At 56.9% G+C, this 23,526-nt stretch carries 23 protein-coding genes; 14 read left to right on the forward strand and 9 right to left on the reverse strand.

The features are described from left to right. Positions 1–2: 2 nt before the first annotated feature. Positions 3–827 carry a heme-dependent oxidative N-demethylase family protein gene (locus AAC622_RS06190; RefSeq protein ID WP_340260895.1) on the reverse strand — a complete coding sequence of 275 codons (825 nt, stop codon included), beginning with the start codon at positions 825–827 and terminating at the stop codon, positions 3–5. Beyond that, complete coding sequence (locus AAC622_RS06195; RefSeq protein WP_340260896.1) at positions 824–1,303, reverse strand: Lrp/AsnC family transcriptional regulator; 480 nt, start codon at positions 1,301–1,303, stop codon at positions 824–826. Before AAC622_RS06195 ends, AAC622_RS06190 begins: the two co-directional genes overlap by 4 nt. Positions 1,304–1,441: 138 nt before the next feature. On the opposite strand from AAC622_RS06195, the gene cysG reads away from it, so the two are divergent. From cysG to infC, 7 genes are all read left to right on the forward strand, one after another. Then, positions 1,442–2,839, forward strand: a complete 1,398-nt coding sequence (cysG, locus tag AAC622_RS06200) for a siroheme synthase CysG (protein ID WP_340261466.1) — start codon at positions 1,442–1,444, stop codon at positions 2,837–2,839. Then, complete coding sequence (locus AAC622_RS06205; protein ID WP_340260897.1) at positions 2,836–3,138, forward strand: DUF2849 domain-containing protein; 303 nt, start codon at positions 2,836–2,838, stop codon at positions 3,136–3,138. Before cysG ends, AAC622_RS06205 begins: the two co-directional genes overlap by 4 nt. A 5-nt stretch (positions 3,139–3,143) precedes the next feature. Then, positions 3,144–4,802, forward strand: coding sequence for a nitrite/sulfite reductase (locus AAC622_RS06210; protein WP_340260898.1), 1,659 nt, complete (start codon positions 3,144–3,146; stop codon positions 4,800–4,802). Continuing rightward, a complete protein-coding gene (locus AAC622_RS06215; RefSeq protein ID WP_340260900.1) occupies positions 4,789–5,529 on the forward strand; it encodes a phosphoadenylyl-sulfate reductase in 741 nt (246 codons plus the stop codon). The genes AAC622_RS06210 and AAC622_RS06215 overlap by 14 nt, the downstream gene beginning before the upstream one ends. A gap of 11 nt (positions 5,530–5,540) precedes the next feature. Further along, positions 5,541–5,930: a DUF934 domain-containing protein gene (locus AAC622_RS06220; protein WP_340260901.1), complete on the forward strand. Its 390-nt coding sequence runs from the start codon at positions 5,541–5,543 to the stop codon at positions 5,928–5,930. A gap of 42 nt (positions 5,931–5,972) precedes the next feature. Continuing rightward, a complete protein-coding gene (locus tag AAC622_RS06225) occupies positions 5,973–6,836 on the forward strand; it encodes a ferredoxin--NADP reductase (RefSeq protein ID WP_340260902.1) in 864 nt (287 codons plus the stop codon). Between the two features lie 93 nt (positions 6,837–6,929). After that, the gene (infC, locus tag AAC622_RS06230; protein WP_411567085.1) at positions 6,930–7,472 is read left to right on the forward strand and encodes a translation initiation factor IF-3; all 543 of its coding nucleotides are present in this window, start codon (positions 6,930–6,932) and stop codon (positions 7,470–7,472) included. Positions 7,473–7,556: 84 nt separating this feature from the next. On the opposite strand, the gene AAC622_RS06235 is transcribed toward infC, so the two are convergent. The 7 genes from AAC622_RS06235 to AAC622_RS06265 all read right to left on the reverse strand — a co-directional run bounded on the left by AAC622_RS06235 (position 7,557) and on the right by AAC622_RS06265 (position 15,705). Continuing rightward, a complete protein-coding gene (locus AAC622_RS06235; protein WP_340260903.1) occupies positions 7,557–8,345 on the reverse strand; it encodes an FAD binding domain-containing protein in 789 nt (262 codons plus the stop codon). An 87-nt stretch (positions 8,346–8,432) separates the two neighbouring features. Beyond that, the gene (locus AAC622_RS06240) at positions 8,433–10,808 is read right to left on the reverse strand and encodes a xanthine dehydrogenase family protein molybdopterin-binding subunit (protein ID WP_340260904.1); all 2,376 of its coding nucleotides are present in this window, start codon (positions 10,806–10,808) and stop codon (positions 8,433–8,435) included. Positions 10,809–10,910: 102 nt separating this feature from the next. Next, the gene (locus tag AAC622_RS06245; protein ID WP_317654378.1) at positions 10,911–11,396 is read right to left on the reverse strand and encodes a (2Fe-2S)-binding protein; all 486 of its coding nucleotides are present in this window, start codon (positions 11,394–11,396) and stop codon (positions 10,911–10,913) included. A gap of 113 nt (positions 11,397–11,509) precedes the next feature. Beyond that, complete coding sequence (locus AAC622_RS06250) at positions 11,510–12,511, reverse strand: molybdopterin-binding protein (RefSeq protein ID WP_340260905.1); 1,002 nt, start codon at positions 12,509–12,511, stop codon at positions 11,510–11,512. Continuing rightward, positions 12,508–13,485 carry an XdhC family protein gene (locus tag AAC622_RS06255; protein WP_340261469.1) on the reverse strand — a complete coding sequence of 326 codons (978 nt, stop codon included), beginning with the start codon at positions 13,483–13,485 and terminating at the stop codon, positions 12,508–12,510. Before AAC622_RS06255 ends, AAC622_RS06250 begins: the two co-directional genes overlap by 4 nt. Before the next feature lie 21 nt (positions 13,486–13,506). Beyond that, the gene (locus AAC622_RS06260) at positions 13,507–14,775 is read right to left on the reverse strand and encodes a vWA domain-containing protein (protein WP_340260907.1); all 1,269 of its coding nucleotides are present in this window, start codon (positions 14,773–14,775) and stop codon (positions 13,507–13,509) included. A gap of 6 nt (positions 14,776–14,781) precedes the next feature. Beyond that, a complete protein-coding gene (locus AAC622_RS06265; RefSeq protein WP_340260909.1) occupies positions 14,782–15,705 on the reverse strand; it encodes an AAA family ATPase in 924 nt (307 codons plus the stop codon). Between the two features lie 212 nt (positions 15,706–15,917). Here AAC622_RS06265 and pyrC point away from each other — a divergent pair, with 212 nt between their 5' ends. The 7 genes from pyrC (at position 15,918) to radA (ending at position 23,518) form a co-directional block, all read left to right on the forward strand. Next, the gene (gene pyrC / locus AAC622_RS06270) at positions 15,918–16,964 is read left to right on the forward strand and encodes a dihydroorotase (protein ID WP_340260910.1); all 1,047 of its coding nucleotides are present in this window, start codon (positions 15,918–15,920) and stop codon (positions 16,962–16,964) included. 12 nt (positions 16,965–16,976) lie between these two features. After that, positions 16,977–17,657, forward strand: a complete 681-nt coding sequence (locus AAC622_RS06275) for an orotate phosphoribosyltransferase (protein ID WP_340260911.1) — start codon at positions 16,977–16,979, stop codon at positions 17,655–17,657. Between the two features lie 243 nt (positions 17,658–17,900). Then, positions 17,901–19,427 (forward strand): replicative DNA helicase, encoded by a 1,527-nt coding sequence (locus tag AAC622_RS06280; protein WP_317654371.1) that lies wholly within the window; start codon positions 17,901–17,903, stop codon positions 19,425–19,427. Positions 19,428–19,517: 90 nt separating this feature from the next. Beyond that, positions 19,518–20,567, forward strand: coding sequence for an alanine racemase (gene alr, locus AAC622_RS06285; RefSeq protein ID WP_340260913.1), 1,050 nt, complete (start codon positions 19,518–19,520; stop codon positions 20,565–20,567). Positions 20,568–20,569: 2 nt separating this feature from the next. Then, positions 20,570–21,358, forward strand: coding sequence for an MlaE family ABC transporter permease (locus AAC622_RS06290; protein WP_340260915.1), 789 nt, complete (start codon positions 20,570–20,572; stop codon positions 21,356–21,358). Beyond that, positions 21,355–22,101, forward strand: coding sequence for an ABC transporter ATP-binding protein (locus AAC622_RS06295; RefSeq protein ID WP_340260917.1), 747 nt, complete (start codon positions 21,355–21,357; stop codon positions 22,099–22,101). Before AAC622_RS06290 ends, AAC622_RS06295 begins: the two co-directional genes overlap by 4 nt. Before the next feature lie 49 nt (positions 22,102–22,150). Continuing rightward, on the forward strand, positions 22,151–23,518 hold the full coding sequence (gene radA / locus AAC622_RS06300; RefSeq protein WP_340260919.1) for a DNA repair protein RadA: 1,368 nt from the start codon (positions 22,151–22,153) through the stop codon (positions 23,516–23,518). Positions 23,519–23,526 lie beyond the last annotated feature (8 nt).

The following is a 23,526-nucleotide window of genomic DNA, read 5'->3' on the forward strand; positions in this document are numbered from 1 at the left end:
CGTCAGACAGAGCGCCCTGCGTAATGCACAGGGTGAGCTGCCAAACCTTCGACCTGTTCAGGGCTTAATTGCCCAAAGGGCAAAACCCATGTGTGGATCGAAAACACCATCGCCCCTGTAAGGGGCAGACGCAGAATAACCTGCCGCTCTGAGCGCAAAAATTCTGGTCGCCGTTCAGGGGTTTTTCGTGGCTGTGCCTCTGAGGCAGGCTGAAACAGGGCGGGGTTTTGATAAAAAAGCGCATTCTGCCGCCACAGCGGGTGATCGACCCGCACCATATCAAACAGGCGCTGCACGCGCTTGGCCATAACATCATCGTATTTTTCAACGGGAATATGGATCGCGCTCAAAGGGCGCCCAATCTTTTCAGCCAATGTCCAACTGGCGGGAAAACACAAAACCGCCGCACTGAGCAGATGCTCGCCCTGCAGGGCATCATGGGTGAGGATGCACAAATCTTCCTGAACAAGACGAGCAGCGGTGATCAACGGGTGATCGGCATCAAGATCAATCGCCACCCCATCTGGCCGGAAGATCACGCGGCCTTGATGCAGAAAGCCATCAGGCAGATGCGCGACCACCAGATCGCGCAATTCGGCACAGGCGGCTTCTGCGCCTTTTTGGCATTCAAACACCCGCGCACGATGCGCCGACAACAGATGATCGCGCAAGGCCATTTGTTCGGCATATCGCTCGTCACGGATCAGCCAATCCGACATCGGCACAGGTTGCACCCCTGGCAGGCGGCGGGTCGCCTCGGCCATCCAAGGCGCGCTTGGCAGATGGTCGTGCAGAATAGGGTCGGATAAGATCCTGTCTGAGATCATTTCACCTCGGCCAATCCCAACGGCAACATGGAGGTGGATTTGATCTCCTCCATCGAAAGCAATGCGGTGACGTTGTAGATTTTCACCTCTGAAATCAAGGCCTGATAAAAGGCGTCATAGGCGCGTGCATTGCGCACCCGAACCTTCAAAATATAGTCAATCTCCCCTGCAAGGCGATGCGCCTCCAACACTTCGGGGCGAGATTTGAGGCTACGCAAAAACGCCTTTTGCCACTCGGCATCATGTTCAGATGTGCGGATCAAAACGAAAAAACACGCCTCAAGCCCTAAGGCATCGGCATCCAATTCCACAGTATGCCGTCCAATAATCCCCGCCTCTTTCATGCGGCGAATCCGCGTCCAAACAGGCGTCTTGGACGAGCCAACACGGCGCGCGATTTCATCTAAAGACAGGCTTGCATCCTCTTGCACCACCGCAAGGATTTTTCGATCGATCTCGTCTATTTGAACAGCCATTCGCAAAGCCTTTCATCCACAGAACAGCGAGGGGTTATTCGGCATCAATACAGAACATATTTCCCTATCTGCAAGGGGTATCTGCCAATTTTCAGGAAATTGTTCTATACAATGCCCAGTGAACGCGGAGTTTTGACCATGCAGCATTTTCCGATCTTCCTTAATCTCGCGGGACGGCGTGTGATCGTGTCGGGCGGCGGCGAATGCGCCTTGGCCAAGCTGCGCTTGCTACTCAAAACCGAAGCCCGCATTTGGGTTTTTGCAGCTGACCCTGCCCCTGCGGTTTTGGATTTGGCCGCCACAGGCAAGATCAACTTGATCAAGCGTGCGCTTGCGGCGGGGGATGCGTTTTGTGCCGCCCTCTTTTACGCCGCAAATGATGATGATGCCGAAGATGCACGCGTCATTCGTTTGGCCCGCGCGGATGGGGCATTGGTGAATTGGGTCGACAATCTCGAAGCATCCGAATTCATTACCCCCGCTATCGTTGATCGTGACCCCGTGACCATTGCCATCGGCACCGAGGGCGCGGCGCCCGTTTTAGCGCGGCGGATCAAGCGTGACTTGGAGGAGAGGTTAAGCCCTGCCCTTGGGATTTTTGCCCGTGTGGCGAAGTCCTTTCGCCCTCAGGTCGAAGCCTTGCCCGAAGGGGCCGCGCGGCGTGGGTTTTGGGCACGCTATTATGATCAACTCGCGCCACGGATCTTTGCGGCCGAGGGTGAAGCAGGTCTTGAGGGTGCACTTGAAACCCTGCTAACGGAAAGCCTGAGCGCCACCCCCCCAATGGGCGAAGTGCTTTTGGTCGGTGCAGGCCCCGGCGACCCCGAACTTCTAACACTCAAGGCGCGCAAAGCCCTTGATGAGGCCGAGGTGGTGATCCACGACCGCCTGATCTCGCCCCAAATCCTAGAGCTTGCGCGGCGCGAGGCGGTGCTGATTGATGCAGGAAAAACGGGCTTTGGCCCTGCGATGAAGCAAGAAGATATTTCTGCCCTTATGGTGGAACATGCGCGCGCCGGCGCAAAGGTAGTGCGCCTCAAGGCGGGCGATCCGTGCGTCTATGGCCGCTTGGATGATGAGATTGATGCGCTTTCTGATGCCGATATCCAATGGTCGATCATTCCAGGTGTCACGGCGGCAAGCGCCGCCTCCGCGCAAATCGGGCAAAGCCTGACGAAACGAGGGCGCAATTCCGCGCTGCGATTTCTCACGGGCCATGATGTGGCAGGGTTTGCCGAACATGATTGGCGCGGCCTTGCGCGCAGTGGCGAGGTGGCGGCGATCTATATGGGCAAGCGCGGTGCGCGTTTTATCCAAGGGCGGCTTTTGATGCATGGCGCACGCCCCGACACACCCGTCACTGTGGTCGAACATGCAAGCCGCGCCGACACCCATGTCATCGATACCGATCTTGCACATCTTGCCCACGCCATTGAGGCGCAAGGCAAAGGTGCGCCTGCGGTGATCCTATATGGGCTTGCGCCGCGCGCCGCGCGCACGGCCCTCAACACTCTCAAAGTGGAGATTGCGTTATGAGCCGCGATTATTCCAAATTCCTGACCGCGAATGACCTGCGCCTTGGCGATGTCGTCTATTGGGCGGCCGACCAAAGATGGGCGCGGGACATCACGGATGCGGTGGTCTTTTCTGACAGCGCCACGGCCGAGGCCGCGCTTGCCGCAGCCTTCGCGCAAAGCGATCTGGTGGTTGGCCCCTATTTGGTCGATGCCATTACAACCGAAACAGGGCCCGCGCCTGCGCATTTTCGCGAGGCATTTCGGATGCGCGGCCCCTCAAACTATCCCCATGGCAAACAAGAACAAGCGCAAGGGTAAGGCAGATGTATCGCTACACTGAATTTGACCAAAATTTCCTGCGCGCCCGCAACGCGCAATTCCGCGCGCAAGTGGCCCGCCGCCTGTCTGGCGAATTGACCGAGGATGAGTTTAAACCTCTGCGCTTGATGAACGGGCTATATCTGCAGCTTCACGCCTATATGCTGCGCGTAGCAATCCCCTATGGCACGCTCAATTCAGCACAGATGCGCGCCTTGGCGCGGGTCGCACGGCAATGGGACAAGGGCTATGGCCATTTCACCACGCGCCAAAACATCCAATTCAATTGGCCAAAATTAGAGGATGTGCCCGATATTCTGGACGCTTTGGCCGAAGTTGGCCTTCACGCCATCCAAACTTCGGGGAACACCGTGCGCAATGTCACCGCAGACCATTTTGCAGGGGCCGCTGCAGATGAGATTGCAGACCCTCGCCCCGTGGCGGAATTAATCCGCCAATGGTCAACCGATCATCCCGAATTTCAATTCCTACCGCGCAAGTTCAAGATTGCCGTAACAGGCAGCCCCAATGACCGTGCCGTCACCGCCGCCCATGATATCGGTCTGCGCATTGTCGCGCGCGAAGGCGAGATTGGCTATCAGGTCTTGGTCGGGGGCGGCTTAGGCCGCACGCCTATGATCGGCAAGGTTTTGGCAGAGTTTATGCCCGAGGCTGATCTTCTGCCCTATATCGAGGCAATTGTGGCGGTTTATAACCTGATCGGGCGGCGAGATAATAAATATAAGGCCCGCATCAAGATCACCCTACACGAGACAGGCTTGGACGAAATCAAACGCCTTGTCGAAGAGGAATTCATCCCGCGCCGCGCGGCATTCAAAGGGGTTGATCAACGCCTTTTGGCAGAAATTCGCGGCCATTTTGCCCCCCCTGAGTTTATCAAAGACGACAACAGTGCCCCACCCCCAAGCCCCGCTTTGCGCGCCTTTATTGACAGCAACGTAGCGGCACACCGCCATGCAGATTACGCGATTGTGACGGTTTCGATGAAATCTCATGGCGCGACACCCGGTGATGCCACAGCCGCGCAAATGGAGGCCTTGGCCGATCTTGCCGAAACCTATGGGCATGACGAGCTGCGCATCAGCCACGAGCAAAACGTTATCCTTCCTCATATTCCCCGCGCAGCGCTGCCTGATCTCTATCAGCGGCTGAAGGCTGTGGGTTTGGCCACGGTCAATATCGGGAAGATCTCGGATATTATCGCCTGCCCTGGCATGGATTACTGCGCCTTGGCCACGGCGCGCTCTATTCCTATTGCGCAGGAAATCGCCACGCATTTTCGCGATATCGGCCTAGAGGAGGAAATTGGCGCGCTGAAAATCAAAATCTCAGGCTGCATCAATGCCTGCGGGCATCACCATGTTGGCCATATCGGGATTTTGGGCTTGGATCGTGCAGGGGTCGAAAATTACCAAATCACCCTTGGGGGTGATCACACCGAGGCCGCCACAATCGGCGAGCGCGCAGGCCCCGGATTTTCTGCCGATGCGCTGATCCCTGCGCTTGAGCGACTATTGCGCGCCTATTTGACCTTGCGCGAGGGGGTGGATGAACCCTTCATCACGACCTATCGCCGCTTAGGGCTCGCCCCCTTTAAGGCCGCACTTTACCCGCAGGAGGGCGCGCAAGATGTTGCAGCCTAGCCCCTTTGGCACAGTTGCCGAACGGGTGGCTGTGCTGAACCGCCGCTATGACAAACACGGTGCCACAGCCGTGCTTGAGCATGCGCTGCGGGATGCAGATTGCGGGCGCGTGGCCTTGGTGTCCTCCTTTGGGGCGGAGTCTGTGGTGTTGTTGCACATGGTGTCTGTGATTGATCGCACGACACCCGTTTTGTTCATCAACACCGAAATGCTCTTTCCCGAAACCTTAACCTATCAAAACGACTTGGCAGATCATCTGGGCCTTAAGGATGTGCGCCGCATTCATGCAAGCCGCACGATGATTGCGGCAAGCGACCCGCAGGGCGATTTGCATAAAACCAACCCCGATGCCTGCTGCGCCAAGCGCAAGACCGAACCGCTTGAACACGCCTTGGCCCCGTTTGACGCGTGGATCACGGGGCGCAAACGTTTTCAGGCGCAAAGCCGCGCGGCGTTGGACTTCTTCGAGAATGAGGAAGAGATCAGGATCAAAATCAACCCGCTGGCCCATTGGGCGCGCGAGGATGTGCAGGACTATATCACCAATAACCGCCTGCCCCGTCATCCGCTTGTGGCGCGGGGCTATCCGTCTATTGGCTGCGCCCCCTGCACAAGCCCCGTTGCCACAGGCGAAGACCCGCGCGCGGGCCGTTGGCGCGGGCAGGACAAAGAGGAATGCGGCATCCATTTTGTGGATGGCAAAATCATCCGCCGCAACGTGGCGTGAAAGGATATATCATGAACACCACCCCCCATATTGTGGTCACCGATCAGGGCTTTACCCCAGAGGCGGCGCGGCCCGCAGAGATGGTTGAACTCAGCGATCCCGCCGCGTTTGACGCGGCCCTCCAGACACCGCAAGGCCATAGCGCGGTCTGCATTCCCTTTGGCAGCTTTTCCGATGGCCGTGGCTTTACATGGGCCAAACGCCTGCGCATGGCGGGGTTTTCGGGGCGCTTGCGCGCTGCGGGTCATGTCATTGCGGATCAATACGCCATGGCGCGGCGCGCAGGGTTTGACGAGGTTGAAATCAGCCCTGATCTGGCCCGCAGACAACCGCAAGAGGCATGGGTGTTTCGGGCCGATTGGCGCGCGCATGATTACCAAAATCGCCTACGCGGCGAATAGCGCCTTTCCCTGACATAAATCAAAGTTTACAACTGCGGGCATATGCTAGGGCTGTGCCCATTCCGAACGATAGGCCAAAGTGACGTGACAGACGCAACATCGACCCTCCCCAAAGCCACCCCTACCCTGCCCGATGCGCAGCGCGTTACCTTTGTGAAACATTGGACGGATCGGCTGTTTTCCTTCCGCGTAACGCGGCCAGCAAGCCTGCGCTTTCGGTCGGGCGAATTTGTTATGATCGGATTGATGAACGATAACGGCAAACCACTATTGCGCGCCTATTCCATTGCTTCCCCCTCCTGGGATGAAGAATTAGAATTCTATTCCATCAAGGTGCAAGACGGCCCCCTGACCTCAAAGCTGCAACATATCCAAGTGGGTGATGAAATCATCCTGCGCCCCAAACCTGTGGGGACATTGGTGCATGACGCGCTGTTGCCTGGAAAGCGGATTTGGTTCTTTGCCACGGGCACGGGCTTTGCCCCTTTCGCAAGCCTCCTGCGCGAGCCGCAAACCTATGAAGATTATGACGAGGTCATCATCACCCATACCTGCCGCGAAGTGGCAGAATTGGATTATGGCCGCACCCTGATCGAAGAGATCAGGCAAGATGAGCTGTTGCGCGAATTGATCGGTGACGGGTTCGCGGATAAAATCCGATACTACCCCACCACCACCCGCGAACCGAGCCCCAAGATGGGCCGCATCACCGATTTGATGCGGGCAGGCACTGTGTTCGAGGATTTGGGTGTTCCGCCCCTCAGCCCCGAATGCGACCGCGCCATGGTCTGTGGCAACCTCGCCTTCAATCTTGAGATCAAAGATATGCTTGAGGGCTATGGTTTGGTCGAAGGGGCCAATTCCAACCCACAGCATTACGTTGTGGAAAAGGCCTTTCTTGACTGATTGCAGCAGCCAAGAACGTGCCCCCTTGAAAGCCCTTTGGTGGGCCTGTAGGTTACTGCATCATCACTGCAAAACCACAGAAGGACAAAACCCATAGCCCGCAGACCCCACAACGCGCCGCCCAGCCGTGACACTGGCCCGCGCGTCAACGACCGTATCCGCTGCCCCGAAGTTCGCCTGATTGGCGCAGAGGGCGAGAATATTGGGGTGGTCACCCCAGAACGCGCAATGGAATTGGCAGATGAGGCAGGATTGGATTTGGTGGAAATCTCCCCAAATGCTGAACCGCCCGTTTGTAAAATCATGGATTTCGGCAAGTTCAAATATGAACAGCAGAAACGTGAAGCCGAAGCCCGCAAAAAGCAAAAGGTGATCGAGGTCAAAGAGGTCAAAATGCGGCCTGGCACCGATGATCACGATTTCGACCGCAAGGTGCGCGATGCCATCAAATTCCTTGAAAATGGGGATAAGGTGAAGGTGACGCTGCGCTTCCGTGGCCGCGAAATGGCGCACCAACAATTGGGCCGTGAATTGCTGGAACGTGTAGCCGAAAAGATTGAAGGCGTGGGTAAGATCGAGAATATGCCCAAGCTGGAAGGTCGCCAAATGGTAATGATGATCGGCCCCGCAAAATAATTTGGATGGGGTCATGGGCCTCAGGCCCATGACACGAAGGAAGCCCCGCTTTCGCGGGGCTTCCTTTTTTGGATTGTGCTGACCTCAGGCTGCCGCGACAGCCCGCGCGGTCATCACTTTGACCAAATGCGCGCGATAGGCGCCTGTGCCGTGCAGATCAGAGATCATCCCATCCGCCGAAGGGGCCGCCACGCCATCAAGCGCCGCTGCGGTGAAATCCTTGGACAGTGCCGCTTCAGCCTCCGCCCAACGGAACACGCCCTCACCTGACGCGCCCGTGACCGCCACGCGCACACCATCTGCGAATTTCGCAACAAACACCCCAACAAGCGCAAAGCGCGAGGCGGGCTGAACGAATTTTTGATAATTCGCCTTTTGCGAAACGGGGAATTTCACCTCGGTGATGATCTCGCCTTCTTCAAGGGCCGTGGTGAACATGCCTTGAAAGAAATCATCCGCAGCGATTTCGCGGCTGTTGGTTTTCACAACGGCCCCTGAGCCCAGCACCGCAGACGGGTAGCAGGCAGACGGGTCGTTATTGGCAAGGCTGCCGCCAATTGTGCCGCGGTTGCGCACGGCAGGATCCCCGATATGGCCTGCAAGATCAGACAGCGCCGGATAAGATTTGGCCACCTCGCGTGCGACCTCTGCATGGGTTGTTGCCGCGCCGATGCAAATCTGGCCTGCATCATTGGTGCAAATGCCCTTCATCTCTTGAATGCCTGTGAGGCTGACCAAGGTTTCAGGCATGGCAAGCCGCGCTTTCATCGTGGGGATGAGGGTCTGCCCGCCACTGAGCGCCTGACCGCCTGCGCCAATGGCCGCAACCGCGTCTTTGATGCTGCTTGGGCGGGTAAAGTCGAAATTATACATATCCCGTTTCCTCTGGTTCCAAGGGGCATGGCCCCTCTTTGACGTTTATGGTGCGCGGGTCAGAGCACCGACCCGCGCGTGTTTTCTTTAGCCTTGCATCGCTTGCCAAACGCGGTGCGGTGACAGGGGCATATCAATATGCGTCACGGCATGACCGCCGCGGTTCAACGCATCGACAACCGCATTCACCACCGCAGGGGGCGAGCCGATGGCCCCCGCCTCTCCGCAGCCTTTCACGCCCAACGGGTTATGGGTGCAAGGGGTCTGGCATGAGTGATCAACTTTTAAAAACGGCAAATCATCGGCACGCGGCATCGTATAATCCATGTACGAAGCGGTTAAAAGTTGTCCCTCTTGATTGTAAACCGTTTGCTCAGTTAAGGCCTGCCCAATGCCTTGAGCTACGCCACCATGTACCTGCCCATCGACGATCATCGGATTTATCACATTTCCAAAATCATCAGCGCAGGTAAAAGAGCATATCGTAACTTTTCCAGTATCCGGATCGACTTCAACCTCACATAAATATGCTCCCGCCGGATAAGTGAAGTTATTGGGGTCATAGAACGCCGTCTCTTCCAATCCCGGTTCAAGCGTTTCTAACGGGTAGTTGTGAGGCACATATGCAGAAAAAGCCACTTCTCCAAACGACTTACTCTTGTCTGTGCCCTTTACAGTGAAATTGCCGTTCTCGAAGTTGATGTCAATTTCGTCAGCTTCCAACATGTGGGCGGCTATTTTTTTGCCTTTCTCAATAATTTTATCCACCGCGCGATCCATCGCAGAACCACAAACGGCCAGCGAACGCGATCCGTAGGAGCCCATCCCGAACGGGATTTTCGAGGTATCGCCATGGACTATTTCAACAGCATCTTCAGCAACGCCTAATTTGCTAGCAACCAATTGGGCAAAAGCTGTCTCATGCCCCTGGCCATGGCTGTGTGCGCCAGTCATTACCTGAATAGTGCCAGTCGCGCTTACTCTTACTGTTGCGGCATCGTAAAGACCAACTCTAGCACCAAGTTGCCCCACTAAATTAGACGGCGCAATTCCGCAGGCCTCGATCCAAGTTGAGAGACCCAGACCCCGCAATTTCCCGTTGGACTTGCTCTTTTTAACCCTATTTTCAAAATTTTTAAGGTCTGCTAACTCTATCGCCTTATCCAAGGTATTTTGATAATTTCCGATATCGTAGATTAATCCGACTGGTGAGGTGTAAGGGAATTGATCAGGTGTGAGTAGATTTTTCTTACGTACCTCAATCGGATCTAAATTAAGTTCTCTGGACAGTTTGTCGATTGCTCGCTCCAAACTGTAGGTAGCTTCAGGTCGACCAGCTCCGCGGTAGGCATCTACAGGCGCCGTATTAGTAAAGACGGCCTTCAAGTTCACGTAAACGTGTGGAACTTTGTAAGGGCCAGCCATCAAGGTGCCATGCAAAAAGGTCGGCGTCACTGTCGAGAAATTCGACAGGTACGCACCAACGTTGGCAAGCGTGCTAGTCCTGATGGCTAATATCTCTCCATCCATCGTGGACCCCACCTCGATGGTAGTCAGATGATCACGCCCATGAGCATCAGATAAAAAGCTTTCCGAGCGATCAGCAGTCCACCGAACAGGGCGCCCAAGCTTTCTTGCCGCTGCTAAGACTAGCGCTTCCTCACCGTAGTGATAAATTTTAGATCCAAAACCACCGCCAACGTCTGGTGCAACTACCGTTAACTTGTGCTCAGGGATACCCAGTACAAATGCACAAATTAAAAGTCTGGTCAGGTGCGGGTTTTGACTGGTTGTGGTAAGTTTGTATTCTCCGGTCCCGGGATCATATTCCCCAATCGATGATCGAGGCTCCATAGCATTTGGCACCAGACGATTATTAACTAATTGCAAAGTTGTTACGTGGGGAGAAGATGCTAGGGCTTTATCAACAACTTCACGATTGTCTTCTATCCACCCCCAGTCAAAGCAAAGGTTGTCATCTATCTCATCATGAACGCGATTTTCAGAGTCACTGATAGCCCCAGCCATATCGATGATGGCAGGTAGCTCTTCAATCACAGCGCTTTCTGCAAGCCTTTCTGCCGCATCCTTAGCTTGCTGCAAAGTTTCTGCGACAACAGCAGCATAAGCATCACCTACATGTCGGACTTTTCCATGCGCCAAGACTGGTCTTTTAGGCTCTCGCATTGGAGTGCCATCACGAGAATTTATCAGCCAACCGGCGGGGTTGCCTCCGACATCGGAAAAATCTTCGCCAGTAAACACTGCGCGCACACCTGACATTTCAGAGATAGCTTTAGTGTCTATCTTTTTAATTTTTCCGTGAGCTACTTCCGAACGGACCATAACCGCATAAAGCTGCCCCTGCAGCGCAACATCATCTGTATATTTTCCGCGACCAGTCAGAAATCTAAAATCTTCTCGCCGCTTCGATGCGGCCCCGATACCACTGTCTTTTGGCATAATCATTCCTCCCCTAGGTTTGTCGCGCCCACCCAACTGCGAGGCAGGCCTTTTTGCTTTAATCACATTCCTTCGGGCCTTCTCCTCCCAAAGGAGTGGCCTTTATTCTGCAGCCATCGCAGCGACATCTTGGCCCGAGGCTGCAAGGATCGCCTTGACGATGTTATGGTAGCCCGTGCAGCGACAGATATTGCCTTCAAGATAGGCGCGCACTTCGCCTTCGGTGGGCTTAGGGTTTTCTTTCAGCAAAGCGGCTGCAGTCATCACCATACCAGGTGTACAGAACCCGCATTGCAGGCCATGATGCTCTTTAAAGGCTGCTTGGATCACCGAGAGCGAGCCATCAGGATTGGCCATGCCTTCGATTGTAGTAACCTCTGCGCCCGCAACATCCATAGCTAGAACTGAGCATGATTTCATCGATTTGCCGTCCACATGAACGGTACAAGCCCCACACTGGCTGGTATCACAGCCCACGTGGGTGCCCGTCAGACCAAGTTTTTCGCGCAGCACCTCAACAAGAAGTGTGCGGCCTTCGACCTCGGCTGACATTTCCTTTCCATTTACTGATAGTTTGACCGTCGTCATTCGATCCTCCCTAGAACGATTGCTGTAATCCAAACATGGATTTTGCCAATGGCAAAACAAAAAAAGTGCATTCGCGCCAATTTGCTCCTCAAACCCGCGTGAAGGGCCTATCGTTAGCGTCCATCACGGGGCTGTGGACGGGTGGGAATTTCCTTTAACAAGCCACCGACTCCCATCGCGCCAATTTCTTCGGCGCTCGGCGGATGGCCACATATGACCCGCTCCAACACCCAATCTGCCCCATTCAAGGCGGGGCTGCGTACGCAACCGGGCAAGCCTATGACAGGGATTTCTGCCAATGCGGCCAAAACCAAAAGATTGCCTGGATCAACAGGCATTCCAAACCGCGTCACCTGCCCCCCCGCGCCCCGCAACGCAGCAGGCATCACATCGTCGATGTCAGATGTGGCAGAGGCGGTAAGGATTAAGATCAGGCTTGTCTTTGCCTGCGCAATCTCAACCTCAAGCGCGGCTCTGTCATGCGGGCAGATGCGGGTGTCCTTGAGTTCAACGTGAAACGCAGCGAGACGCGCCTCAACCGCGGCGATAGATTTTGCCTCAAGCGCGGCCGCCTTTTGCCCCTGATGGCTGGTGAGGATCAGGGTAGCCGAAGAAATCTGCGGCTCGATATGGGCCAATGCCCCACCACGGGCCGCCTCTTCAGCGGCAAAGAGCGCGGCCTCTGGCACGGCATAGGGAATGATCTTGATTGTGGCGACCATCATCCCTTTTGAGACTCGCTGCCATGGCGGCAGGGTTGCAACCGTGATGCGTGGGTCAATCGCATTCACCGCCGCGATTTTTGCGGTATCCACCGACACAATGCCCGCGCCGCGACTGCGCAAATTGACCCGCCCCGTAAAGGCGGCTTCAATCTCAAGACCTGCATCTACCCCGCATAATGCATGGGCCAGTCGCGCAGCGGCGGTGTTTTCATCGATATCGCCCGCCTCCATCGCGGCAACTGTCACCTCGGCCACCCCCGCGGCCCGCAGCGCGGCGATATGATCTGCCACAAGTCGCGTGCCCTTCCGGATCACCCCCCCTTCAACGGACACGGAATGGGCCAAGATCGCGCCCATCCCTTCGGCTATAGGACGCGGCCCAAACTTCATGATGTGCGCAACCTTTCAGTGATTTGCGCCATGATCGAAATTGCAATCTCTGCGGGGCCCATCGCCCCAATATTCAGACCAACAGGGGCATGGATGCGCGCAATAGCCTCGGCGCCAAAGCCTGCCTCGGTCAGGCGATCCACCCGTTTTGCATGGGTGCGCGTTGAGCCCAAACAGCCCAGATAAAACACATCGGCCCGCAGCGCGGCCATGATTGCGGGATCATCAAGCTTGGGATCATGGGTCAAGGTCACAACGGCCGTGCGAGTATCAAGCCCGATTTCATCCAAGGCCTCATCGGGCCAAGCATCGAGCAGTCGCACCGCCTCAAATCGGGCGGTCGAGCCAAAGGCGGGGCGCGGATCAACCAGCGTCACATCATACCCTGCCATTTGCGCCATTGGGATCAGGCTTTGCGCGATATGCACCGCCCCCACAACGACCATGCGCAACGGCGGGTTGTGGATTGCGATATAGCGCAAGCCCTCGGCATCAAGGCCCGACTTATCCTTGGCAAAGGCCTCGCTCAGATCGGGTGCTTCTGCGCGTTCCACGACCTGCGGCGGGGCTTCGCCCGTGACATCGCTGATCAAGGCCACCGCATGGCGGGCCGCACGGGCCGCAACGAGATCACGCAAGACGGCCTCGGGCAAGGCCCCGCCAATGGGCTGAAGCAGAATTTTGATCCGTCCCCCACAGGCCAAGCCCACGGCAAAGGCTGAATCATCAGAAACCCCAAATTCCAACAGCTTGGGCGCGGCGGCGTGGGTGGCAAGCATATCCTGCGCCTCAAGAACCACAGCCCCTTCGACACAGCCCCCCGATACGGAGCCTTGCATCTCGCCATCGCCTGCAACCACCAATTGGCTGCCCACACGGCGCGGCGCGCTGCCCCATGTCTCCACCACAGAGGCCAAGACCGCACCGCGACCCGCGCGATGCCATTCAAGCGCCAATTCGGGCATATTTTCCATCATGACCCCTCCCTTTCAACCTCAGCTTGCCGCATCGGATAGCATCCGCGCAAGCCGTGCTTTTTCGTTGAAATCCCCGCGCGCATTCAGCGCCTCGGCCAAGCCCTGCAATGCCGCGATATTGTGCCCCGCGCGGAACATATCAACATGGGGCAAAATGGCACGAATGCCTGCGGCCTTTGGCGCAAACCCCTCCCAACGCAAAAGCGGGTTAATCCAAATCAGCCGCTTAGACGACAGGCTAAGACGCTGCATCGCGCTCGATAACAGTTCGGGATCATCCCGATCCAGACCATCTGTGATCAAAAGCACAATCGCGCCTTGCCCCATGACACGGCGCGACCAATCGCGGTTAAAGCGGTCGATGCAATACCCAATGCGCGTGCCGCCTTCCCAATCTTGTGCCTCCGCCCCCGCAGCGGCCAGTGCCGCATCCACATCGCGCCCGCGCAAGTGGCGGGTGATATTGGTGAGCCGCGTTCCAAAGGTGAACCCATAGACCTTTGACCACCCCGCCCCTTTCGCGTTTGAGAGCGCGTGCAGAAAATGCAAAACCGCACGGCTATAGGCTGACATCGACCCAGAGATATCGCAAAGACAAATCAAGGCAGGCATCCTTTCGCGCCGCGCCTTGCGCGCAAAGCCTTGCATTTCGCCACCATGGCGCATGGCTTGGCGCAGGCTTCTGCGCCAATCGGGCTTGGTGCCATTGGCATCAGCCGCGTAGCGGCGGGTCAGCAGCGGTGGCACGGGCAGGCTCAACCGCGCCAAAATACGCCGCGCCTCAGCCATTTCAGCCACGGACATTTGTTCAAAATCAAGGCTGCGCAAGCGTTCTTCACGGCTCATCGTCAGGCTTGCGTCAATTTCGATTTCCGTGTCCTGCGGGCGATCTTCGCCTTTTATATCGGGGGCCTCAGGCGTGATCCCGTCTAGCAGACTTTCTGCCGCGCGCTTTTCGGCGGGTTTGGCTTGGCGTTCCTCCGCCACGCCGCGAATAGCGGGCAGCATCAAGGACATCATATGCTCCATATAACGCGGGTCTCGCCAATAGAGGCGGAAGATCTGCGCAAAAATTGGCAAATGTTCGGGCCGCGTGCAAAAACAGGCACGCGTTGCATAGAAAAACGTATCCCGATCCGTAAAACCGACACTGGCCAAGGCGCGCGCCGCATCCATCACACGCCCTGACCCCGCAGGCAGCCCTGCCACGCGCAAGGCGCGCGCAAAATGCGCAAGGTTGCGCAAAAGCTGCGGATTGTCGGGCAGGTCAAGAGGGGCGTATTCCATAGCGCCCTAGCCCAAATCGGCGCGGATTTCGTCCAAGATACGCTTGGCCTCAGACCCTTGCAGCCGCGCGATATCGTCTTGATATTTCAAAATCGCGCCAAGCGTATCTGCAATCACCTCAGGCGATAATTCGATCACATCAAGCGCAAGCAGACATTTCGCCCAATCAATTGTTTCTGCGACACCTGGCTTTTTGAATAGATCTTCGCTGCGTAGGCGCTGCACAAAGGCCACGACCTCGCGCGAGAGTGTATCTGCCGCCTGTGGCACACGGGCGCGCAAAATCGCCATCTCGCGGGTGATGTCGGGATAGTCGACCCAATGATAGAGGCACCGCCGTTTTAGTGCATCATGCACCTCGCGGGTGCGGTTTGATGTCAAGATGACGATGGGCGGCTCTGGGGCTTTGATCTGGCCAAGCTCGGGGATTGTGACCTGAAAATCTGACAGCGCCTCAAGGAGGAACGCCTCAAAAGGTTCATCTGTTCGGTCAATCTCGTCAATCAGCAAAACAGGCGCGCCTTCGGGATCAGGGCGCATGGCTTGCAACAATGGCCGTTCGATCAAATAATCTTGCGAGAACAAGTCAGCGGTCAAGCTTGCGCGATCTGCACTACCCGCTGCCTCGCTTGCGCGGATGGCAACCATCTGTGCGGCAAAATTCCATTCATAGACGGCAGAGGCCGCATCAAGCCCCTCATAGCATTGCAGACGGATCAGGCGGCGACCCAACATTGCGGCAATAGATTTGGCAATTTCTGTTTTCCCTGTACCTGCCTCGCCTTCTAGAAACAACGGCCGCCCGAGGCTGAGGGCAAGATAGGCAACCGTGCCTAACGATTTGCCGCAGATATAACCTTCAGCGCTTAACCCTGTGCGCAATGCATCAATTGATGGGGGAATTGCCGTTTGGTGTGATGACCCGCGCATGCTGCCTCCCGCAATGTGTCGCCCCTATCAACGCCAGAGAATAGCCTGCGGTCAAGCCTGTGCAAAATCCTTTTGTTTCGCCCTGCTCGGCTGCTAGGATCTCATAAGGTTACCGACACAAAAGAAGCAGCAGCTAGAGCAGCAGGATGTACCCCCACCGATAGCGCGCTTAGCTCTTGGCAAGGCTGCGGGAATTTTGTAGCGCAAGGGGCATGACATACACCCTGACCCTTCGCCGCCCTGATGATTGGCATTTGCACCTGCGTGATGGTGCGATGTTGCGCGCCGTATTGCCCGAAACCGCGCGCCATTTTGGTCGCTCAATCATCATGCCAAACCTTGTGCCACCCGTGGTCACGGGGGACGACGCCCGCGCCTATCGCGACCGCATTTTGGCGGCCCTGCCCGATGGCATGACCTTCACGCCATTGATGACATTGTACCTAACCGAAGGCACAGATCCCAACGATCTGGCCTCTGCGCATGCGGCGGGGCTGATCACGGCGGTGAAGCTTTACCCTGCAGGGGCCACCACAAATTCCGCTTCAGGCGTGCGCGACATCGGCAATGTGCGCGCCGTTTTGGAAAGGATGGCAGAGATTGGCCTACCTTTGTGCATCCACGGCGAGGTCACGCGCCATAATGTCGATATTTTCGACCGCGAAAAAGTGTTCCTAGATACGGTTCTTGATCCGCTGCGTCGTGATATTCCTGAACTTAAAGTGACGCTTGAACATGTCACCACAAGCGATGGGATTGACTATGTACGCGATGCGAGCGGCGATATTGCGGCCACCATCACAACGCATCACCTTATGATTAATCGCAATCATATCTTGGTGGGCGGGATCAAGCCGCATTACTACTGCCTGCCCGTGGCCAAACGCGCTACCCATCAAGAAGCGCTTCGCAAAGCCGCAATTTCGGGAAATCCGCGGTTCTTCCTTGGTACAGACAGCGCACCCCATACCGACCCCAATAAAGAAAGCGCCTGTGGCTGTGCGGGATGTTTCACCGCAACCAATACCATGGCCTGCCTCGCCCATGTGTTCGAGGAAGAAGGCGCGCTTGATAAACTTGAGGGCTTCGCCTCGCTATTTGGCCCAGCGCGCTATGGTCTGGCCCCGAATGACACGACGATCACCTTGGTCAAGGAAGACACCCCTGTGACCTATCCCGCGAAAATCGAGACAGAAGATGGGCCTGTCACTGTCTTTGACCCAGGCCATCCGCTGTTTTGGCGGGTTCTCGACCAATAAAGGAGCCATGCCATGATCCCAACAAGCTATCCCGATCAGGCGCAGATTGCGAAAATGTCAGCACGGATGTTGCTGGATATTGGCGCGGTGCATTTCAACGCGGACGAGCCCTATACCCATGCCTCAGGCAAACGTGCGCCCACCTATATTGACTGTCGGCGGATTATTTCCTTCCCGCGCGTGCGCGCCACATTGATGGATTTTCTGACCTGCACAGTCATGCGCAATGCGGGGCTTGAGGCCTTTAACAATATCGCAGGCGGCGAGACGGCAGGCATTCCTTTTGCCGCATTCGTGGCCGAGCGTATGGCCCTCCCCATGAGCTATGTGCGCAAAAAGCCCAAAGGGTATGGCAAAAACGCCCGTATCGAGGGGGCAATGGATGCGGGTGACCGCGTGCTATTGGTGGAAGATTTGACCACGGATGGTGGCTCGAAGCTGAGCTTTGTCGATGCAATCCGCGAGACAGGCGCAAGCTGTGCTCACACGGCGGTTGTGTTCTATTACGGCATTTTCGAGGACACGATCCCGCGGTTGCGGGAGCACGGGGTTGAATTGCATTGGCTATGCACTTGGGCCGATGTGATTGCCGAGGCACGCGCAGGCAATGACTTTGACGCGAACACGCTTGAGCAGGTCGAACATTTCCTGCGTGACCCCGAAGGGTGGCGCGCCGCGCGGGGATTCGCCTAAGCCCCGAGGCAAAGGCCCAAAAACGGCCCAGAATTAACGCGGCCTCATTTGCCCGATCCATCAAGCAAAGCAGAGGCCCGAAAAAAATTCCTGCCGCCTTGCCCTATGTGGTAGGGTTTACAAAGGGGGCACCCATATCTTGGGGATATTATCGGGGATCAACATATCCACAGGATATCCAGATTGACGCTGCGGCATACGCAGCATACCGCAGGTAGGGTGTGATATGTTGGGGGAGTAATCATGAGCGAGATCGCCAATCTCAATGCCAAAGCATTGCGCAAATCAGGCGATGGTGACCCCGACACGGACGCAAGCGCCCTCTCCCCTCTGCCGCATAACATCGAAGCCGAACAGCAATTATTGGGCGCGATTTTGGCGTCAAATGACGTCATTGATCGCCTGCAAGACCTGATTGAACCTGCGCATTTCTATGACCCCGTGCATGGCGCGATTTTCGAGGTTGCGCGGGCGCGCATCCTAAAGGGGCAGCAAACAGACGCGACGACCCTCAAAAACTTTATGGCGGAACACGAAGGTCTGCGAGCTCTTGGGGGGGCCGAATACCTGTTGAAATTGCAGCTTTCGGCCATCGCCACATCGGCCGCGCGCGATTACGCCCAGCTGATCCATGATCTGGCTGTGCGCCGCAATCTGATAGATTTGGGCAAGTCCATTTCGGATCGCGCGCAATCGATGCGCGAAGATGTCTCGCCCGATGAGCAGATCGTGCAGGCCGAGTCCGATTTGTTCCAACTCGCCTCAACGGGCAGCACATCCCGCGGGTTTCAATCATTCTTGCGCGCGCTGCATGATGCGGTGGAAATGGCCAATGCGGCCTATAATCGGTCGGGCGGTTTGGCGGGCCTTTCCACGGGCTTGGCTGATCTGGATAAGATGTTGGGCGGTTTGCACCATTCTGACCTGTTGATCCTTGCGGGGCGCCCCTCGATGGGGAAAACCTCGCTTGCCACCAATATCGCCTTTAACGTGGCGCGTGCCTTTAAGCGGGGTCTTAAGGATGATGGCACAGAGGGCACAATTGATGGCGGTGTGGTGGGTTTTTTCAGCCTCGAGATGTCTGCTGCGCAATTGGCGCAACGGGTTCTGTCAGAGGCGGCCGAGGTGCCATCGGAACTGATCCGCAAAGGCGATTTGAACGAGCAAGAATTCCAACGCTATCTGATCGCAGCGCAGGATTTGCAGAATTGCCCTTTGTATATTGACGACACCCCCGCGCTGCCGATTGCTCAGGTCGCCGCCCGCGCGCGCCGCCTCAAGCGCAGCCCGCAGGGGTTGGATTTGTTGATCATCGACTATTTGCAATTGTTGCGGGGCAATGGCCGCAACGAAAACCGCGTGAACGAAATTTCGGAAATCACCCAAGGGCTCAAGGCGATTGCGAAGGAATTGGATATTCCTGTGATCGCGCTGTCGCAGCTGTCCCGCCAGGTCGAAAACCGTGATGATAAACGCCCCCAATTGTCGGATCTTCGGGAATCTGGATCAATCGAGCAAGATGCCGATGTGGTCATGTTCGTCTATCGCGGCGAATATTACAAAGAGCGCGAAAAACCAGGCGAAGAAAATCTCGAGGCCATGGCAAAATGGCAGCAGGACATGGACGCGCTTCATGGCAAGGCCGAGGTGATCATCGGCAAGCAGCGTCACGGGCCTGTTGGCACGGTTGAGCTAAGCTTTGAGGGGCGCTTCACCAAATTTGGCAATCTCGTCAAACCATGGCAGCAAGGCGCGGACGGGTTCAACTAAGGCGCGGATTCGTGCCATGATCTGTTGGAATTTCGGGCAAAACCCGCCTTGCCCCTTGACGGGTTCCGATGAAAACGGGACAGAAGGCGCATGGCATCTGGAAAGCTTCATATTGATCTGGGCGCGATTGTCGCCAATTGGCACGCCCTTGACGGCCTGACCAACGCGAAAACGGCCGCGGTGGTGAAGGCAGACAGCTATGGCTTGGGCGCAGGGCGCGTGGCCCCTGCCTTGGCCCGCGCAGGCGCTGACACATTCTTTGTGGCAATTGCCGAAGAAGGCGCGGCACTGCGCGCCGCCCTCACGAAGGCGGGTTTCCCACACGCCCGCATTTTCGTCTTTTCGGGTCACATGGCAGGTGATGACGCGCTGTTGCGGGATCACAATTTGATCCCCCTTTTGAATTCCGCCGATCAATTCCGCCGCCACCGCGATGCGGGCGACCTGCCCTATGGAATTCAACTTGATACAGGCATGAACCGCCTAGGCATGGAGGCGGCTGATTGGGCCGCCTTGCGCGATGAGGCCGAGCGCGGGCCCTGCCAGTTGATCATGAGCCATCTGGCCTGCGCTGATGAGCCTGATCACCCTGAAAATCACGCGCAATTGGCAAATTTTCGCGCCATGACCGATGGCACGCATCACCCCCGTTCGCTTTCTGCTACGGGTGGCGTTCTTTTGGGCGAGGCTTATCATTTTGATCTCACCCGCCCTGGAATCGGGCTTTATGGCGGGCTGCCTTTTGCGGATGCGACCCCCGTGGTGCGTCTCTCCCTGCCTGTCATCCAAGTGCGGCAAGTCGAGCTGGGCGAGTTTGTGGGCTATGGCGCGGGCTATCGCCCCAACAGCCCCCGCCAGATCGCAACCGTGGCCGCGGGATATGCCGATGGGTTGATCCGCGCGATGACGGGCAAAGCCGCAGTCTATGCAGGTGACACGCCCTGCCCGCTTGCGGGGCGGGTGTCGATGGATTTGATGGGGGTGGATGTCAGCGGGCTTGGGGCGGATGTGCCAGATCACCTAGACATTCTCTGCCCCGCACAAGGCGTGGATCAACTGGCGGATCATGCGGGCACGATCGGCTATGAAATCCTCACCTCGCTTGGCGCGCGCTATCAGCGTCACTATCAAAGGGGTTAGGTATGGCTGCGCTAATTCTTGCACCGCTTGCCACGATTGGCCGCTCGGTTATGGGGCTCTTGGCGGGTGTGGGGCGCGTCAGCATCTATGCAGGCGCGACTGTCTCGCACCTGTTTCGCCCGCCATTTTACCCGCGCGAGTTCCTGATCCAACTGATGCAAATTGGGTTTTTATCCCTGCCCGTGGTCGGCCTGACCGCCCTGTTTACGGGCGGGGCCTTGGCGCTGCAAATCTATTCAGGCGGCGCGCGATTTAATGCCGAAGCGGTTGTCCCCTCGATTGTGGCCATCGGCATGGTGCGCGAACTTGGGCCTGTTTTGGGGGGCCTCATGGTTGCGGGCCGCGTGGCGGCTGCGATTGCCGCCGAGATTGGCACGATGAAAGTGACCGAACAGATTGATGCGTTGGTCACGCTTTCGACCAACCCGCTCAAATATCTGACCCTACCCCGGGTTTTAGCCGCGACCCTGTCTTTGCCGCTTTTGGTGGCGATTGGGGACAGTATCGGGATTTTCGGCGGCTATTTGGTCGGCACAACGCGGCTTGGGTTCAACGCTGCCAATTACATTCAGAACACCGTTGATTTTCTCGAAGCTTGGGATGTCATCTCGGGCATGATCAAGGGGGCGGTCTTTGGCTTTATCGTAGCCATGATGGGCTGCTATCATGGGATGAATTCAGGCAAAGGGGCCGCGGGTGTGGGCCGCGCCACAACCAATGCGGTGGTCTCGGCCTCTATCCTTATTTTGGCGTCAAACTACATTCTGACAGAGGTGTTTTTCAGCGCATGATTACCCTGTCCGATGTCCATAAATCCTTTGGCCCCAAGCAGGTCTTGCGCGGCGTGAACCTCGAGGTTCCCAAAGGCGAAAGCATGGTCATTATTGGCGGCTCTGGCACGGGCAAATCGGTTTTGCTGAAATCGGTTTTGGGTCTTGTGCTCCATGACAGTGGGATGATCCTGCTTGACGGCGAGGATGTCACCCGCGCCGCGCGTGACCCGTTTTTGGCCCGCTTTGGGATGCTGTTCCAAGGTGCGGCTCTGTTTGACAGTCTGCCCGTATGGCAGAACGTGGCCTTTCGTCTGATGCGCGGCCATCTTAAGCGGCCAAAATCAGAGGCGCGCGAGATCGCGATTGAAAAATTGCGCCGTGTGGGGCTGAAGCCCGATGTCGCTGACCTTTACCCGTCTGAATTGTCAGGGGGCATGCAAAAGCGCGTAGGCCTCGCCCGCGCCATTGCAGCAGAGCCTGAAATTATCTTTTTTGACGAGCCAACCACAGGGCTTGATCCGATCATGTCGGGCGTGATCAATGATTTGATCCGCGAAATCGTGGTTGAGATGGGTGCAACCGCCATGACCATCACCCATGATATGTCCTCGGTGCGCGCGATTGCCGATAAAATCGCCATGCTGCATGACGGGGTGATCCAATGGACAGGCCCCGTGGCGGATATGGACAGCGCCGATGACCCCTATTTGCGCCAGTTTATCACAGGCTCTGCCGATGGCCCGATTGAGGCGGTGCGCTAAGGCGCAGCATACTCTGGCCAAAGCGCGCGACCCGCGCTAATCCTGTGCCATGGCAAAACCTATAACCCAATTTATCTGCGGCCAATGCGGCACGGTTCATAAAAAATGGATCGGGCGTTGCGATGGCTGTGGCGAGTGGAACACGATTGTTGAGGAGGCCCCGCTTTCGGCAGGCCCCGCCAAATCGGGCTTGGGTGCAGGCAAGGGGCGCAAAATGGCGCTGATGGATTTGGCCAGCCAAGAGGCCCCGCCACCGCGCCACCCTTCAGGCTTGGCGGAATTGGATCGTGTTCTTGGTGGCGGGCTTGTGCCGGCCTCTGCGCTGCTCTTGGGGGGGGATCCGGGCATCGGGAAATCAACCCTGTTGTTGCAAGCTGCGGCCAGTTTCGCGGCCAAGGGCCTGTCGGTTGTTTATGTCTCGGGCGAGGAGGCCAGCGCACAGGTGCGCATGCGCGCGCAACGTCTGGGTTTGGGCGCAGCCCCGATGGCCTTGGCGGCAGAAACCAATTTGCGCGATATTCTGACCACTTTGGACGAAACCCGCCCCGATTTGGTGATTATCGATTCCATCCAAACCATGTGGCTTGACACAGTCGACAGCGCACCTGGATCTGTCAGCCAAGTGCGCGCCGCAGCACATGAATTGGTTACCTTCGCCAAACGGCGTGGGGTCAGCGTGATCCTGGTGGGCCATGTCACCAAAGATGGCCAAATTGCGGGGCCGCGCGTGGTCGAACATATGGTCGATTGCGTGCTATATTTTGAGGGCGAACGCGGTCATCAATTCCGCATTCTGCGCTCGGTCAAAAACCGCTTTGGCCCTGCGGGTGAGATTGGCGTTTTTGAAATGACCGATGCGGGCCTCTCCGAGGTTGCAAACCCGTCTGCTCTGTTTCTCTCAGAGAATGAAACCGCCTCACCCGGATCGGCGGTCTTTGCAGGCATTGAGGGCACAAGACCCGTCTTGGTCGAAATCCAAGCCTTGGTCGCCCCCTCCCCGCTTGGTCAACCCCGCCGTGCGGTTGTGGGCTGGGACAGCGCACGGCTTGCCATGATCTTGGCGGTGCTTGAGGCCCGTGTGGGGATCGCCTTTGCGGGGCTTGATGTTTATCTCAACATCGCAGGCGGGTTGCGGATCACTGAACCTGCGGCTGATCTGGCGGTTGCTGCCGCCTTGCTAAGCGCGCGCGAGGATGCGGCGCTGCCACAAGGGTCGGTGATTTTTGGCGAATTAAGTCTATCTGGCGCGCTTCGGCCCGTGGCACAGGCGGAAAACAGGTTGAAAGAAGCGCAAAAACTTGGTTTCTCGACTGTGATCGCGCCAGAGGGCTGCAATTTTGGCTCGGTCGGGGGTGTTAAGCTGATGCAAATGGCGGATATGACGCGATTTGTGGGCGATATATTCGGCGCGGGCTAGCGCCAAAA

The sequence above is a fragment of the Roseobacter sp. HKCCA0882 genome (assembly GCF_037805225.1).
Taxonomy (GTDB): Bacteria; Pseudomonadota; Alphaproteobacteria; order Rhodobacterales; family Rhodobacteraceae; genus M30B80.